The 13,819-nt window shown below is 67.5% G+C and carries 14 protein-coding genes and 1 pseudogene; 8 read left to right on the forward strand and 7 right to left on the reverse strand.

The window, feature by feature from the left end; translation table 11 throughout:
- Positions 1–15 precede the first annotated feature (15 nt).
- The 3 genes from ilvB to ACMGFE_RS08925 form a co-directional block, all read right to left on the reverse strand.
- Positions 16–1,866 carry a biosynthetic-type acetolactate synthase large subunit gene (ilvB, locus tag ACMGFE_RS08915; protein WP_436924802.1) on the reverse strand — a complete coding sequence of 617 codons (1,851 nt, stop codon included), beginning with the start codon at positions 1,864–1,866 and terminating at the stop codon, positions 16–18.
- A gap of 288 nt (positions 1,867–2,154) precedes the next feature.
- Positions 2,155–3,372, reverse strand: a complete 1,218-nt coding sequence (locus ACMGFE_RS08920; protein WP_436925167.1) for a LeuA family protein — start codon at positions 3,370–3,372, stop codon at positions 2,155–2,157.
- A gap of 475 nt (positions 3,373–3,847) precedes the next feature.
- A complete protein-coding gene (locus ACMGFE_RS08925; protein WP_436924803.1) occupies positions 3,848–4,246 on the reverse strand; it encodes a hypothetical protein in 399 nt (132 codons plus the stop codon).
- 237 nt (positions 4,247–4,483) lie between these two features.
- Here ACMGFE_RS08925 and ACMGFE_RS08930 point away from each other — a divergent pair.
- Positions 4,484–5,317: pseudogene (locus ACMGFE_RS08930) on the forward strand (SDR family NAD(P)-dependent oxidoreductase).
- A 63-nt stretch (positions 5,318–5,380) separates the two neighbouring features.
- On the opposite strand, the gene ACMGFE_RS08935 reads toward ACMGFE_RS08930, so the two are convergent.
- Positions 5,381–6,871: an aldehyde dehydrogenase family protein gene (locus ACMGFE_RS08935; RefSeq protein ID WP_436924804.1), complete on the reverse strand. Its 1,491-nt coding sequence runs from the start codon at positions 6,869–6,871 to the stop codon at positions 5,381–5,383.
- Positions 6,872–7,078: 207 nt separating this feature from the next.
- On the opposite strand from ACMGFE_RS08935, the gene ACMGFE_RS08940 reads away from it, so the two are divergent.
- Positions 7,079–7,747, forward strand: a complete 669-nt coding sequence (locus ACMGFE_RS08940) for an alpha/beta hydrolase (protein WP_436924805.1) — start codon at positions 7,079–7,081, stop codon at positions 7,745–7,747.
- A gap of 94 nt (positions 7,748–7,841) precedes the next feature.
- Positions 7,842–8,783 (forward strand): VOC family protein, encoded by a 942-nt coding sequence (locus tag ACMGFE_RS08945; protein WP_436924806.1) that lies wholly within the window; start codon positions 7,842–7,844, stop codon positions 8,781–8,783.
- 20 nt (positions 8,784–8,803) lie between these two features.
- On the opposite strand, the gene ACMGFE_RS08950 is transcribed toward ACMGFE_RS08945, so the two are convergent.
- Together ACMGFE_RS08950 and ACMGFE_RS08955 are read right to left on the reverse strand one after the other, a co-directional pair.
- Entirely contained in the window at positions 8,804–9,760 is a 957-nt protein-coding gene (locus ACMGFE_RS08950) for a VOC family protein (protein ID WP_436924807.1), read from the reverse strand.
- Between the two features lie 86 nt (positions 9,761–9,846).
- Positions 9,847–10,389: a DUF1684 domain-containing protein gene (locus ACMGFE_RS08955; protein ID WP_436924808.1), complete on the reverse strand. Its 543-nt coding sequence runs from the start codon at positions 10,387–10,389 to the stop codon at positions 9,847–9,849.
- A 184-nt stretch (positions 10,390–10,573) separates the two neighbouring features.
- Here ACMGFE_RS08955 and ACMGFE_RS08960 point away from each other — a divergent pair, with 184 nt between their 5' ends.
- From ACMGFE_RS08960 to ACMGFE_RS08975, 4 genes are all read left to right on the forward strand, one after another.
- A complete protein-coding gene (locus tag ACMGFE_RS08960) occupies positions 10,574–11,233 on the forward strand; it encodes a cysteine hydrolase family protein (protein WP_436924809.1) in 660 nt (219 codons plus the stop codon).
- Between the two features lie 147 nt (positions 11,234–11,380).
- Positions 11,381–11,692 carry a DUF5779 family protein gene (locus ACMGFE_RS08965; protein ID WP_436924810.1) on the forward strand — a complete coding sequence of 104 codons (312 nt, stop codon included), beginning with the start codon at positions 11,381–11,383 and terminating at the stop codon, positions 11,690–11,692.
- A gap of 131 nt (positions 11,693–11,823) precedes the next feature.
- Positions 11,824–12,501: a hypothetical protein gene (locus ACMGFE_RS08970; protein WP_436924811.1), complete on the forward strand. Its 678-nt coding sequence runs from the start codon at positions 11,824–11,826 to the stop codon at positions 12,499–12,501.
- Positions 12,502–12,557: 56 nt separating this feature from the next.
- On the forward strand, positions 12,558–12,968 hold the full coding sequence (locus tag ACMGFE_RS08975) for a JAB/MPN domain protein-containing protein (RefSeq protein ID WP_436924812.1): 411 nt from the start codon (positions 12,558–12,560) through the stop codon (positions 12,966–12,968).
- A 33-nt stretch (positions 12,969–13,001) separates the two neighbouring features.
- Here the strand turns inward: ACMGFE_RS08975 and ACMGFE_RS08980 are convergent, their stop codons facing one another.
- On the reverse strand, positions 13,002–13,211 hold the full coding sequence (locus ACMGFE_RS08980) for a ribbon-helix-helix domain-containing protein (protein ID WP_123533831.1): 210 nt from the start codon (positions 13,209–13,211) through the stop codon (positions 13,002–13,004).
- 171 nt (positions 13,212–13,382) lie between these two features.
- Here ACMGFE_RS08980 and ACMGFE_RS08985 point away from each other — a divergent pair, with 171 nt between their 5' ends.
- On the forward strand, positions 13,383–13,805 hold the full coding sequence (locus ACMGFE_RS08985) for a hypothetical protein (RefSeq protein WP_436924813.1): 423 nt from the start codon (positions 13,383–13,385) through the stop codon (positions 13,803–13,805).
- Positions 13,806–13,819: the final 14 nt, after the last annotated feature.

Below are 13,819 nucleotides of genomic sequence, written 5' to 3' on the forward strand. Positions count from 1 at the left end.
TCCGTTGTCGCCATCTCAGATGTCTCCCAGTTGGTCGCCGTTCAGTGCGAACAGCCCGTTGTCCCCGCCGCTGGGGACCATCGGGTAGACGTTCTCCGCCGGGTCGATGATCGCGTCGACGACCGCCGGGCCGTCGTACTCGCGCGCGGCCTCGATGACCTCGTCGACCGACTCGTAGTCCTCCAGGCGGAAGCCCCGGGCGCCGAAGGCCTCGGCGAGCATGTCGAACTGCGGGATCCACGGGTACTCCGAGGCCATCCGCCGGCCCTCGTAGAAGCCGTCCTGCCACTGGCGGACCATCCCGACCGCCTCGTTGTTCAGGACGACGTACGTGATGTCCAGGTCCTCCCGGACTGCGACGGAGAGTTCCTGCACCGTCATCAGGAAGGATCCGTCGCCGTCGAAGCAGACGACCTCCTTGTCCGGTGCGGCGATCTTCGCGCCGATGGCCGACGGGACGCCGTAGCCCATCGTCCCCAGGCCGTGACTGGAGACCCACGTCCGGGGCTCCGTGAACGTCCAGAACTGGCTGGCCCACATCTGGTGCTGCCCGACGCCGGTCGTGACGATGGCGTCGTCGTCGGCCAGCTCGGAGAACCGCTCGACCACGTACTGTGGCTTGAGCGGCTCGTCCTCCGGCATGTCGTAGGTCATCGCGTACTCGTCTTTCCAGGTCTGGCACTGCTCGCGCCACTCGGCGTAAGCCTCGGGCGAGGTGTCCATCGCCTCGTAGGCGACGGGCATCGCGTCGTCCAGCTGGCGCAGGACTTGCCTCGCGTCGCCGATCAGCGGGTGGTCGGCCTCGACGTTCTTGCTGATCTCCGCGGGGTCGATGTCGACGTGGATGAGCTCGGCGTCCGGCGCGAACGTCTCGACGCCGCCGGTCAGGCGGTCGTCGAAGCGCGTCCCGATGGCGAGCATGCAGTCGGTGTTCGTGATCGCCATGTTGGCGTAGCCGGTGCCGTGCATCCCGGCCCACTCCAGCGACAGCTCGTGGTCTTCCGGGAACGAGCCGATGCCCGGCATCGTCGTGATGACCGGGATCTCGTACTCTCTGGCGAACTGCCGGAGCTCGTCGCTGGCCTCGGCCTTGATGACGCCACCGCCCGCGAGGATGACCGGTCGCTCGGCTTCTGCCAGCGCGGCGGCCGCCGAGTCGACGGCGCTCTCGTCGGCCGTCGTCGGCGGGTTGTACGTGTCTGGCGTCTCGGGCTGGCCGGGGAACCGGTCGGTCTCGCCCTGGGTGACGTCCTTGGGCAGGTCGACCAGCGTCGGCCCCTGTCGACCCTCGTCGGCGAGCGCGAACGCCTCGCCGACGTCCGTCCCGACGGTGTCGGCGTCGTCGGCGAAGTAGCTGTGCTTGGTGACCGGCTGGGTCACGCCGACGGTGTCGGTCTCCTGGAAGGCGTCGTTGCCGACGAAGTTCGTCGGGACCTGCCCCGTCAGCGCGATCATCGGGTCCGAGTCCATCGACGCGTCGGCGATACCCGTCACGAGGTTGGTCGCGCCGGGGCCCGAGGTCGCCAGGCAGACGCCCGGCTTCCCGGAGACGATGCCGTAGGCGTCGGCGGCGTGCGAGGCCCCCTGCTCGTGGGCCATCGTGATGTGGGTCAGCTCCTCGGAGTCGTACAGCGCGTCGTAGACGGGCATGATCGCCCCGCCCTGGACGCCGAACAGCGTCTCCGCGCCGGCCTGTTCGAGCGCCGCGACGACCGACTCCGCGCCCGTCGTCACGGTGTCGTTCGTCGTCGGGCTCCCCTCGTCGGTCGCCCGCGCCGTCTCCGGTTCCTGCGCTGTCTCCGTCGCCTGTTCGTCCGCGTCTGTGGTCTCGCCGTCGGGTGGCGACACCGGTGTTTGTTCACTCATGTCTGGGTGGGTCTGGTCGTCGAATCCGCTCCGCGTCGAATCGATGCGTCCGCCGAGAATGGATGTGCGACTGGTGGGGCTAGGGCGCCCCTACAATACGAACGCGAATAGCACCGCTGAGGGCGACTGCCGCCTCGCCGGTCCCAGCGGATTCTGTCATCACTACGACTCTCTGCACACCGGCGGCAATAAATTTTCCGAGTCCGACCAGCCGACGGCCGCACGGCTGCCGGGGCTGGATCTGGCTCTCGCTGGGTGTACTCGGCGACCGTGGAGGCGGGCATCGTCCTACGCCCGGACCTCCTCTTCCTCGACCTCGCGGTCGACGCCGACGTCCTGGGCGAACTCCTCCAGGACCTGCATGGTGACGCGGTTCTTCTCCGCGCCGTACTCCTTGACGCGCCGGGTGACCGCGCGCACTTCCTCGTCGGTGGGCGCGTAGCCCGCGTCGACCAGCCGCTCTCGTACCGAGTGCTGGCCGGTGTGCTTGCCCAGGACGAGTTCGCGCTCGGCCCCGACCATCTCCGGGGTCATGACCCCCGGCTCGAACGTGTCGGAGTTCTCGATGACGCCGGCCGCGTGGATCCCGCTCTCGTGGGAGAAGGCGTTGCGGCCGACGACCGGCTTGTTCGCCGGCACCGGAATGTCGCTCTTGCCCTCGATGGTCCGGGAGATCTCGGTGATCCGCGTCGTGTCGATCCCGGTGTCGACGTCGTACAGCGACTCCAGGGCCATCACGACCTCCTCGTAGGCCGCGTTGCCCGCCCGCTCGCCGATGCCGTTGACCGACACCTGCGCCTGCGCGGCGCCCGCCTCGTAGCCCGACAGCGCGTTGGCGGCCGCCAGCCCGAAGTCGTCGTGCGTGTGCACGTCGATCTGGGCGTCCGTGCGGTCGACCACTTTCGCGATCATGTCGCGGAAGCGGCCGGGCGTCGCGACCCCGCAGGTGTCGGGGATGTTGATCCAGTCGGTGCCCGCCTCGCTGACGGCGTCGACGACATCCATCAGGAACGCCTCGTCCGTCCGGGTGGCGTCCATCGGGGAGAACATGCACTCGACGCCCGCGTCCTTGACGCGCTCGACCGACTGGACGGCGCGCTCGACGGCCTGCTCGCGGGTCGCGTGCATGGAGTCTTCCAGCTGTACGTCGCTCGTCGAGACGAACACGTGGACCAGTTCGACGCCCGAGTCCAGTGCCGCTTCGACGTCTTTCTCGACGACCCGGGCCAGCCCGCAGGTCGTCGTCGAGGTCGCTTCCGCGATGTCGCGGACGGCCTCGAATTCCGCGTCGGAGTTGACCGGGAACCCCGCCTCGATGACGTGGGTGCCCATGTCGTCCAGCACAGCCGCTATCTCGCGTTTGTCTTCGTACGAGAACGACGTGCGTGGTGACTGTTCTCCGTCGCGGAGCGTCGTGTCGAAAATGCGTGCCTCGTCTACTTCAGAGGTACTATTTAGAGTACCCCGGAAGAACTCGATCCGCCGGCGAAGCCGACGTGCCCTCAGTGTTGGACATTGTACCTGTAACCTGTTCCTTCGTCATATATAAAGTCACCGCTCGGTGCGGTCCCGCGGTAACGCGTGGCACGGACCTCGTCGAGGGGCGGTGCCCATATCGCGGCCGAGAACCGACGTATGTGACCGTCCCGAGCGAGACACGGTCGTCCGAGCGAGACACGATCATCCGGCCCCCCGCAGTTGTGACAGCCGTCGTAGCCGGCCGGCTGCGGTTCTCGCGGCCAGTTCGCGAACAGGACCGTCTGTACGAATCGCACTCGATCTGTCTCCGCATCGTCGTCTCCAGATTCACCGTCCTTTGCGTTTGGGACTGGCTGACTCTGAGGAACCGGACCCCAATTTCAGCCAGCTACGTGACGGGATCTCCGTTCACTGCAGCCTGCGTAGATACCCGGTATTTTGGTGTGTCTCAGTACGAAGACAAGGTGACAACTCGTACGCGTCGCGTTCAATCTACAATCAGTCACCGGAACGCTCGCGTTTCACCGATCACCTTCTCATCATCATCGTGACGCCAGAGTACCCTCACAACGTCAGGAAATGCTATCGGAACTTGTACCGACTTCCCGGCGATACCATCGTCCCGGTCAGATCCATCGTCGTACTCGTGCCATCGAACCGTCTCAATCTGATCTTCTCGGTAGTCGACAGCCACGTTTGTAATGTACACTTCGCTTGCAGGGAGATCGTCCCCACCAGTATGCTCAATCGTCAGTATGTCTGGATTGTCGTCGTAGCCGTCGTGATCGAATGAAAAACAAGCGATTTCTGCGTTACAAGCATCACGGTTTGAGCACCCAGCACATCCCAAACCCACGAGACAGATACCCAGACGCAGAACAGATCGTCGCTGAACCTCCATGTATAGTGATTGATTATCGTGTAGATTTAATATTACTGCTGGACAGTCAGTATTGACCTCTCTTGCAGGACCGGTTGCTTCGTAGTTCTCCTATATCGAGCGATTACGCTACGCACAGTCTGTGCGAGAACGACAGGAACGGCAGGGGGTTCGATACACCGGAGCAGATCGGGCTCGGCTCCGTTTCGATCACTGCCTGGGGTACATTTGAGTGGCTGCTCGACGGAGAATAGGGATATGAACGGAGTAGCCGGAAAGACGGCGCTCGTGACGAGAGCCGGGTCGGGTATCGGCCGCGCGTCCGCATAGCGATTCGCAGCAGAGGGAGCGAACGTCGTCGTCGCCGACGTCGCCGTCGGGTCGGGCCGTGAGACGGTCGACCTGATCGAGGACGCCGGCGGGGACGCGACCTTCGTGGAGGTCGACGTGTCCGACACCGAGTCGATCGAGCGAATGGTCGAGGTCGCGGTCGAGGCCTACGGGGGCCTCGATTTCGCCCACAACAACGCGGGCATCCTCACCGACTTCGTGGAGACGACCGGGATCTCGGAGGATAACTGGGACCGGATCGTCGACATCAACATGAAGGGGATCTGGGCGTGCATGAAAGCCGAACTCCCGGTCATGGAGCGCCAGGGAGGCGGCGCGATCGTCAACACCGCCTCGGAGGCCGGCCTCGTCGGGATGGGCGGACTCTCCAGTTACTCGGCCAGCAAACACGGCGTGGTCGGCCTGACGAAGTCGGTCGCGCTGGAGTACGCCGGGCGCGGCGTCCGGGTCAACGCGATCGCACCCGGGCCGACGAAGACGAACATCCAGTCCGGGATGCTGGGCGAGACCGGCGAGTCGTCGTCGATACTCGACCGGATCCGGTCGGCGGTCCGTCTGATTCGGATGATGATCCGGACGTCCCGGGCCGATTTCGACACGTCGGCGATGCGGGACGTGCCGATGGGGCGGATCGCCGACCCGGAGGAGATGGCCGGCGCCGTCGCCTTCCTCTGCTCGACCGACGCCTCGTACATCACGGGCGCCACGATCCCGGTCGACGGCGGCCAGGCGGCCGACTGAGCGACGGCTCGCAGGCGACAGATTGGTCGACGGACCCGAGGAGAACGCGGTCCCCGGAACTCGCTAGAACGGGTACTCCCGCGGTTCCCGCTGGAGCGAGATCCACTTCGTCTCGGTCACCTCGTCCAGGATCGTCCCGTCGTTGTACCCGCCCATCCCCGACGCGCGGGTCCCGCTGAACGTGACGTGGGCCTCGTCGTTGATCGGCTGGTCGTTCACGTGGACGTGGCCGGTCTTCATCCGATCCGCGATGTCCAGGCCGGTCCCGAGGTCGCCGGCGTGGACCGACCCCGACAGCCCGTACTCGGTGTCGTTGGCGATCGCGACGGCCTCGTCGACGTCCGAGAAGGGGATCACCGGCGCGATGGGCCCGAAGTGCTCGAAACACGCCGCGGACATGTCGTTGGTCACGTCCGACAGCACCGTCGGCTTCACCACGAGCGAGTCGTCGACACCCTCTATCTCGGCGGTCTCGCCGCCGGTCTCCAGCGTCGCGCCGGCGTCGACGGTCTCCTGGACGTACTCCAGCATCTGGTCGCGCTGTGACTCGTCGATGATCGGGCCGACGATCGTCTCCTCCTCGTGGGCGCTCCCGACGGGGAGCGACTCGGCCCGGTCGGTCAGCGCCGCGACGTAGTCGTCGTAGATCGACTCGTGGACGACGTGGCGGTTGATGGAGATGCAGACCTGGCCCTGGTGGACGAACGAGCCGAACGTGGCGCTGTCGATGGCCTGCTCCAGGTCGGCGTCGCCAGTCACGACGTGGGCGTTGTTCCCGCCGAGTTCCATCGCCTGCGCGGCGAGGTTCTCGGCGGCCGTCGCGGCGACCTGCCGCCCGACCGGCGTCGAACCCGTGAACGCGACCATGTCGCTCTCGGGATGGCCGACGACGGCGTCGCCGATATCCGACCCGCTGCCGGTGACCACGTTGAGCAGCCCGTCTGGGATCCCGGCGTCCTCGAAGATCTTCGCGAAGACCAGCCCGCCGGTGATCGGCGCGTTCGTCGCGGGCTTGAGCACGACGGCGTTACCCGTCGCGATCGCCGGCGCGACCGCCCGCATCGAGAGGTTCAGCGGGAAGTTCCACGGCGAGATGGCAGTCACGACGCCGCGGGGGACCCGCCTGACGATGTTCTCCTTGCCCCCGACGTTGGAGTCCGCGAACTCGCCTTTCATCCGACGGGGCATGGTCGCCGCCTCTGCCAGCTGGTCGCTGGCGATCTGGACCGACGTCTCGCCCATGATCTGCCCTCCACCGGCCTCGTAGGCGAGCAGGTCGATGATCTCCTCGCGGTGTTCCTGGAGCGCCTGGAGCGCGTCCTGGACGACGCCTTCGCGTCGAGCGGGCGGCTCGTCCGCCCACTCCTCCTGGGCCGCGGCGGCGGCCTCGTACGCGGCATCGACGTCTTCCTCGGTCCCCGCGGGCACCTCCGCGACCGTCTCGCGCGTCGAGGGGTCTTCCACCGGGATCGTCTCTCCGCCCGCGGCCTCCGTCCACTCGCCGTCGACGTACAACGCCGTCCAATCGGCGTCGATTGCGTAGCTGTCTGGCACGAGTGGGCCACGTAAGCGATTCACACGGAAAAGCCGCCGGCCGGCAGGTGCGGCGTACGGCGTCCGGATCGGGGCCCGTCGCTTCGGACCGCGGACAGCCTCCGAGCGGTCGACGGACGTACAAGTCGCCGGGCCCACACCGTCGAACCGGATGCACCCGTCGAGCGCCGATACCGAACTCCGACCGAGACCGAGGGCCGACACCAGATGACCGGTCCCCACCAGAACCAGCCGCTGGTCACCGCGGGCGCCCCGCTGTCGGTCGCCGACGCCGCCGCGGTGCTCGTCCACGGCCGCGGCGGGACCGCCGAGGGCATCGTCGCGCTCGCCGACGAGTTCTACCGCCACGGCCTCGCGCTGGTCGCGCCGCAGGCCCACCGCAATCGCTGGTACCCCGGGTCGTTCCGCGCGCCGACCGAATCGAACGAACCGGACGTTTCGTCGGCGCTCGACGCGATCGGCGCCGCCGTCGAGACGGTCACCGCGGCCGGCGTCCCGGTCGACCGGACGCTCCTCCTCGGTATCTCGCAGGGGGCCTGCGTCCTGAGCGAGTTCGTCGCCCGCGCGCCGCGGCGCTACGGCGGCGTCACCCTGTCGAGCGGCGGTCTGATGGGACCGACCGTGGACGAGTACGACGGAACGCTCGACGCGACGCCGGTGCTCGTCGGCGGCCACGAGGACGACGACCGGGTCCCGGTCGAGCGCGTCCGCGAGACCGCGGCGGTGTTCGCCGCGCTCGACGGCGACGTGACCGAACGGATCCACGAGGGTACGGGCCACGGGATCACCGACGCAGAACTCGCCGCAGTGGGTCAACTCGCCGCCGAACTCGTCGGCGACGGAGACGGTCGCTCCGCCGGCGATTCGCGGGAGTGAACGGCCGTCTCTGAGACGGGCAGAAACGGTCGATATCGAGGGTTTGAGTGCGTCGACAAAGGGGTTATCGGCGTCGAAGTCCTATCGGGAAGCCATGCCAGCCGACATTCCCGGAATCCACCACGTGACGGCGATCGCGAGCGACCCGGGGCGCAACTACGAGTTCTACACGGAGACGCTCGGGTTACGACTGGTCAAGCGGAGCGTCAACCAGGACGACGTGTCCGTCTATCACCTCTTCTACGGCGACCGAGACGGCTCGCCGGGCACGAGCATGACCTTCTTCCCCTACACCGACGCCACCTCCGGCCGCGTCGGGACCGGGCAGGTCGCGGCCGTCCAGTTCCTCGTCCCGGGGGCGGCCGTCGACTTCTGGCTCGACAGGCTCGAATCGGAAGGCGTCGACGTGGAGGAACCGCACGACCGCTACGGCGACACCGTGATCCGGTTCCACGACCCCGACGGGCTCCCCCTCGAACTCGTCGCGAGCGCCGACGCGCCCGCCGGTGACCCTCCGGAGGGGCCCGTTCCTCAGGAGTACGCGATCCGGGGCTTCTTCGGCGTCACGCTCTCGCTCGCGACGTGCAGCCAGACTGCCAGCCTGCTCAAGACGATGGGCTTTCAGCCCACGCGGAGCGAGCGCCGCAGACAGCGATTCGAGGCGAACGGCGAACTGGGGTACGTCGTCGACCTGCTCGAAGACCCGGAAGCGCCCCGCGGCGAACCCGGCGCGGGAACCGTCCACCACGTCGCGTTCCAGGTATCGGACGCCGAACAGGCCCAGTGGCACGACGCGCTCGTCGACCGCGGCCTGCGGCCGACCCAGATCATCGACCGGAAGTGGTTCAAGTCCATCTACGCCCGCACCGACGGGGGCGTCCTCTTCGAGTTCGCCACGAAGGGCCCCGGATACACCGCCGACGAGGACGTCGACGAACTCGGGGAGCACCTCGTCCTTCCCGAGTGGCTCGAAGACCGCCGCGAGGAGATCGAGGCCAATCTCCCGGAACTGACCGTCGCGCCCCGCTCGCAGTGAACATGTCGTGCTACCGCGGTTCAGCCGTCGAACGGCGGAAGCTGTCCCTCGATCATCTCGCGGTCGGCTTCGAGCCACGGCGGTAACACGAGCGAGCCAGCGGGGTCGGGTTCGCGGTCGCCGACGCCCAGCCCCGGCCGTTCGGTCGCAAGTTCGAACAGGATACCCGCGCCGTCGCGGACGTACAGCGACTCGAAGAAGTGCCGGTCCTTCACCCGCGAGGGGTCGAGGTCGCGCTCGACGAAGAGCTCGCGCCACTCGCGGAGTTGCGCCCCGCTCTCGACGCCGAGCGCGACGTGGTGGATCGAGCCCCGGCCCTCCCGGCCGTATGGCGCGTCGTCGGTCCGCAGGTCGACGACTGACTCGCGGCCGCCGGGCAGGCGGTAGCGGACCGCGTCCTCCCGCTCGGCCACGAGTTCGAACCCGAAGGTGTCGAAGAGGCCGGCCGTCACGTAGGGGTCCGCCGACCGCATCGACACGCCGCGGATTCCCCTGATCGCGTACTCCGCGGGAACGTCCCCGCCGGTCCACGGTCGAGCCTCGCCCGCGTCGAGCCCGCTCGACGGCGCGTCGGTGTCGGCCACGTCCACGAGTTCGAGCGGCGTCCCGTCGGGGTCCCGGAACGGGAGAACCCGGTCGCCGAACCGCTCCTCGACCGGGCCGCAGTCGACCCCCTCGTCGGTGAGGCGGTCTCGCCAGTAGGGGAGCGAGTCCGCGGGCACCCGGAACGCGGCGGTCGTGATGTCCGGTTTGCCGATCCGGCCCGGCTCCTCCCGCGGGTAGGTGAAGAAGGTCAGCACGGATCCCGGCGTCCCGCGCTCGTCGCCGTAGTAGAGGTGATAGACGAACGGTTCCTCGAAGTTCACCGTGCGGAGGACGAACCGGAGACCGAGGATGTCCTCGTAGAACCGGCGGTTCGCGACCGGGCCGCCCGCGACCACCGAGACGTGATGCACGCCGAGTACGTCCGAGAGCACTGGCGGAGCTACGGACCGAGCGGGGAAAAGCGTGGTAGCGACTGCGGGGGCGACCGCCGGCAGTCAGCGCCCCCGAGCGAACGCAGTCACTCGGTCCGTTCGCCGGCGGGAACGACCGTCTCAAGCCAGTTCTCCTCGGGCGGGTAGGGACAGGCGAACGTCTCGCTGAACGCGCAGAACGGCGAGTACGCGAGGTTGAAGTCGACCGTCACCTCGTCGCCGTCGGCGAGTTCGCCCTCGGGTTCGAGTTCCATGTACCGGCCGCCCTCGTAGGTCTGCTGGCCGGTCGTCTTGTCGCGGAACGGGACGAAGATGGTGTCGTCCCCGGGGCCCTGCCGATACCCGTGGAGTTCGTACGACTCGCCGTCGAGGTCGAACGCGAAGGTGACGATGCGCTCGTAGCGGACGGTCCGGCCGTCGCTCGTCTCCATCTCGACGGGGTCGGGTTCGTCGTGGACGGTCGCGGTCGCGTCGACGCGGTAGTCGGGGTCGGGCTCGAAGTAGTCCAGCCCGTCGAAGCCGTCGCGCTCCTCCGGTGGAATCGGCGACTGGGGATGCTCGGCGAAGAACTCGTCTTTCTCTGTCCTGTTGGCCCGGAGCCGCTCGGCCCAGTCGTCGGTGTCGCTCATAGGCATGGATTGCTTCCGCGGTGGTTTGAGTCCGGCGGTTGTCCGGAAACTGTGACCGACGTAGCGGACGGATGCAGCGATCGGGCGCCGTTACTTTCCCGCCGATATCCGTACGGCAACTGCTCAGTGCGGACGCTCACCGAGCGCACCGATGATTCATTAGCAGACGAGACGACGAGAGCCCATGAGCGAGTACGTTCGCCCCAACCCGGATCGGGCGGTGTTACTCACGATCGACACGCAAAACGACTTCACAGTGCCCGGTTCCCCCGCCGAAATCGACGGGACGGCGGACGCGGTCCCGCAGATGCAGCGTCTGGTCGAGGCGTTTCGTTCCGCGGACGCGCCGATCGTCCACGTCGTTCGGTTGTACAAGGCAGACGGTTCGAACGTCGACCGATGTCGAAGAGCGTCGATCGAATCGGGGGCGGAAATCGTTCGACCCGGAACGGACGGCGCCGAGTTGGTCGAGGAACTGAAACCGGCGCCGGACGTACACCTCGACGCAGCGCGATTGGTACGCGGCGAGTTCCAGGATATCGGCCCGCGAGAGTGGGTGATGTACAAACCACGGTGGGGCGCGTTCTACCGGACGGATTTGAGCGAATTTCTCGACGCTCGGACGATAGACACCGTCGTCGTCTGTGGCTGTAACTTTCCGAACTGCCCGCGGACGACCGTCTACGAGGCGAGCGAACGCGATTATCGAGTCGTCCTCGTTCCCGACGCGACGTCCGGCGTCTACGAGCGAGGATTGAGAGAGATAGAGCAGATCGGGGTTGCGCTGAAGGACACTACGGAAGCGGTCGAGTGGGTGAGAACGGCGCCGAAGACGGGTGAGTGATTCGATCGGAGCGATACGTCTTGGGCCTGATCCGAGCGGCCACTCCCTTCGCGATCTGAGCGAGACTTCGTGCCGAAGACGCACACGAACTGAGCACTCCCCCGCTCGGGCGCACACCTTTTTCTCGGTCGACGGTGAGATGGGGGTATGAGCGAGATCGACCTCGACCTCCAGACGGTCGAGGAGGAACTGACCGACGAGGGAGACGGAGACGGTGGCGACGACGCGAGCGGCCGAGTGGTCCTCGGTGTACTCGACGGGTCGACGCCCGAAGAGGAGTGGCTCGCGGCGATCGAAGACGGCCAGACGCTCGTCCTCTCGGTCGAGGGGGACGTGAACGAACTCGCCGCCGGCTTCGCCCGCGACGTCCGCGACGCCGACGGCGAACTCATGCACTTCCGGGGCTTTCTCGTCGTGACGCCGCCCGGCGTCAGCATCGACACCAGCCGCCTCGACTGACGCTAGCCGCCTCGACTGACACTAGCCGCCTCGATTGAGCGAGGTTGAAACGACCACCGCAGTGAACGAGCCGCGCGTCCACGACGCTGCCAGTCTGGCCGCTTATGAGGCCGGCGCACCAACACTCGTCCATGCCGATGAAAGCCTCCGGGAGGGCGTCGTCGTGGCGAGAGATCGACGAGTGGGAGGGCGGGACGAGCTGGATCGCGTATCCCGACGAGACGATGCAGCGGGCCAGTCACGCGCTCGTCGACGGCGACGACGTGTGGCTCGTCGACCCGGTCGACGTCGACGGCCTAGACGAGCGGCTGTCCGAGCTCGGAACGGTCCGCGGCGCCGTCGTTCTCCTGGACCGACACAAGCGCGACTCGGCGGCCATCGCGCGCCGTCACGACGTCCCCGTCTTCGTCCCCGAGTGGATGGACGACGTGCCCGCGGACATCGACGCGCCCGTGGAACCGATCAGGCGGGGCCTCCCCGACTCGAATTACGACCTGCACAAACTGGTCGACAACCCGCTCTGGAAGGAGGGGTTCCTCTACGACGAGGACTCGAAGACACTCGTCGTCGCCGAAGCGGTCGGGACGACCTCGTACTTCCGGGCGGGTCGCGAACGGCTGGGCGTCCATCCAGCGCTGCGCCTGACGCCGCCGCGGTCGCTCGGCCGGTTCGCGCCCGAACGGATCCTCGTCGGCCACGGCCACGGCGTGACCGAGGACGCGGCCGGTGCGCTGGCGGAGGCGCTCGACAGTTCGCGCTGGCGCACGCCTCGGCTCTACGCCGAGGCCGTTCGCGAGTTCGTCCGGTAGGTCGCGAGGGCCCGACGAGCGACGGAGTTTTGCCGATTCCCTCGAAAGGAGACGGTGTGGTGTACGCGACGCGCGGACTGGTCGAGTCGTGCCTGCGCTTCGCCAGCGAGTCCGACCCCGACACGGTGACGATCTCGCTCTCGGTGACGCCGGCCGCGGATCTGCCCGAGGTGGACCTGCCGCCGGAGACGCCGGTTTTCACGCACTTCTACTACCCGGACTCGGCGGGCTCGGTCAACTTCGTCTTCGGCGTCGACCTGGGGACGCCCGCCGGACAGACGCAGGGCCGGTTCGTCTCGCACCCGAACGGGGAGTTGCGCGTCCGCCAGCGCGACGACTTCCACCAGGTCATCTTCGTCGCCGTCCCGCCCTGGGACGACGAGTCGGTCGCCGTTTTCGACCGCCGCGGCGAGGAACAGCCCCTCGAACTGCTCGACGTCGAACCGCCCGAGGAGTTCCCCGAGTGAGCGCGACCGCGGGATCGCCCCGCTCGCCGCCCGTCAGTCCAGGTAGCCCAGGTCTTCGAGCTGGTCGGCGATCTCCGAGAACTCTGCCTCGGTGAGTTCGCCCTGCTGTTCGTGCTGGATGACGATGCTGCGGAGGAGAAAGCGGACGAGGTCGCTCGTGCTCGAGAAGCTCGTGCCCTCGATGGTCTCCTCGACGCGGTCGGCGAGGTCCTTCGGGATCGAGACGGTGGTGTAGTCGGTCATACCCACGGGATAGGCGTGGTCGCGGTTAGTCGTTGTGACTGCGCGGAGTCCCCGCGACAGCGGCGTTGCCGGTGTCGCGGAGTGCCCGTGACTGCGGTCTCATCGGGTCGCCACGGGTCGCACCTGACACCGGCACAAGACCTACGCAGCGACCGTGTGAATCCCGGATCGATGCCCTCCAGAGACGACTCCAGCCTGCGCGCGGACATCGTCCGTCGCTGGAAAGACGAACTGTTCTCCTCCGACACGGTCGTCGCGCTCGTCGCGGTCGCCGTCGCGCTCCCGGCTGGCGTTATCGCAGCGGCACTCGTCGAACCGGGAGCGCTCTACGCGGTCTGGTTCGCGAGCGCCGTCGGCCCCACGTTCGGGTACTGGCGCGGCCTGCGGATCGAGGTCGACTACCGGACCGCCGCGACGGTCGGTCTGGCGCTGTCGCTCGCCATCGCGGTCGTCGCAACTGTCGTCGTCGCGCTCGCGGCCGCGTTTGCCGCGACCGAGACGGTCGCGGTGGGGGCCGGAGTCGTCGTGGGTCTCCTCTTCGGCGCCCTCGCCAGTCGGGTCGCGTTCCACCGGTTCGCCGGCCGGACGCCGTGAATCGGCGACCACGC

Origin of the sequence: Halosimplex amylolyticum (assembly GCF_051414035.1) — an archaeon.
Taxonomy (GTDB): Archaea; Halobacteriota; Halobacteria; order Halobacteriales; family Haloarculaceae; genus Halosimplex; species Halosimplex amylolyticum.

Excerpts from the sequence above, each read along its gene's own strand:
- ACMGFE_RS08980 (WP_123533831.1), bottom strand. The coding sequence starts at position 13,211 with ATGACCGACTACACCACCGTCTCGATCCCGAAGGACCTCGCCGACCGC.
- ACMGFE_RS08955 (WP_436924808.1), bottom strand. The coding sequence starts at position 10,389 with ATGAGCGACACCGACGACTGGGCCGAGCGGCTCCGGGCCAACAGGACA.
- ACMGFE_RS08970 (WP_436924811.1), top strand. The coding sequence starts at position 11,824 with ATGCCGATGAAAGCCTCCGGGAGGGCGTCGTCGTGGCGAGAGATCGAC.
- ACMGFE_RS08945 (WP_436924806.1), top strand. The coding sequence starts at position 7,842 with ATGCCAGCCGACATTCCCGGAATCCACCACGTGACGGCGATCGCGAGC.
- ACMGFE_RS08985 (WP_436924813.1), top strand. The coding sequence starts at position 13,383 with ATGCCCTCCAGAGACGACTCCAGCCTGCGCGCGGACATCGTCCGTCGC.
- ACMGFE_RS08960 (WP_436924809.1), top strand. The coding sequence starts at position 10,574 with ATGAGCGAGTACGTTCGCCCCAACCCGGATCGGGCGGTGTTACTCACG.
- ilvB (WP_436924802.1), bottom strand. The coding sequence starts at position 1,866 with ATGAGTGAACAAACACCGGTGTCGCCACCCGACGGCGAGACCACAGAC.
- ACMGFE_RS08925 (WP_436924803.1), bottom strand. The coding sequence starts at position 4,246 with ATGGAGGTTCAGCGACGATCTGTTCTGCGTCTGGGTATCTGTCTCGTG.
- ACMGFE_RS08940 (WP_436924805.1), top strand. The coding sequence starts at position 7,079 with ATGACCGGTCCCCACCAGAACCAGCCGCTGGTCACCGCGGGCGCCCCG.
- ACMGFE_RS08965 (WP_436924810.1), top strand. The coding sequence starts at position 11,381 with ATGAGCGAGATCGACCTCGACCTCCAGACGGTCGAGGAGGAACTGACC.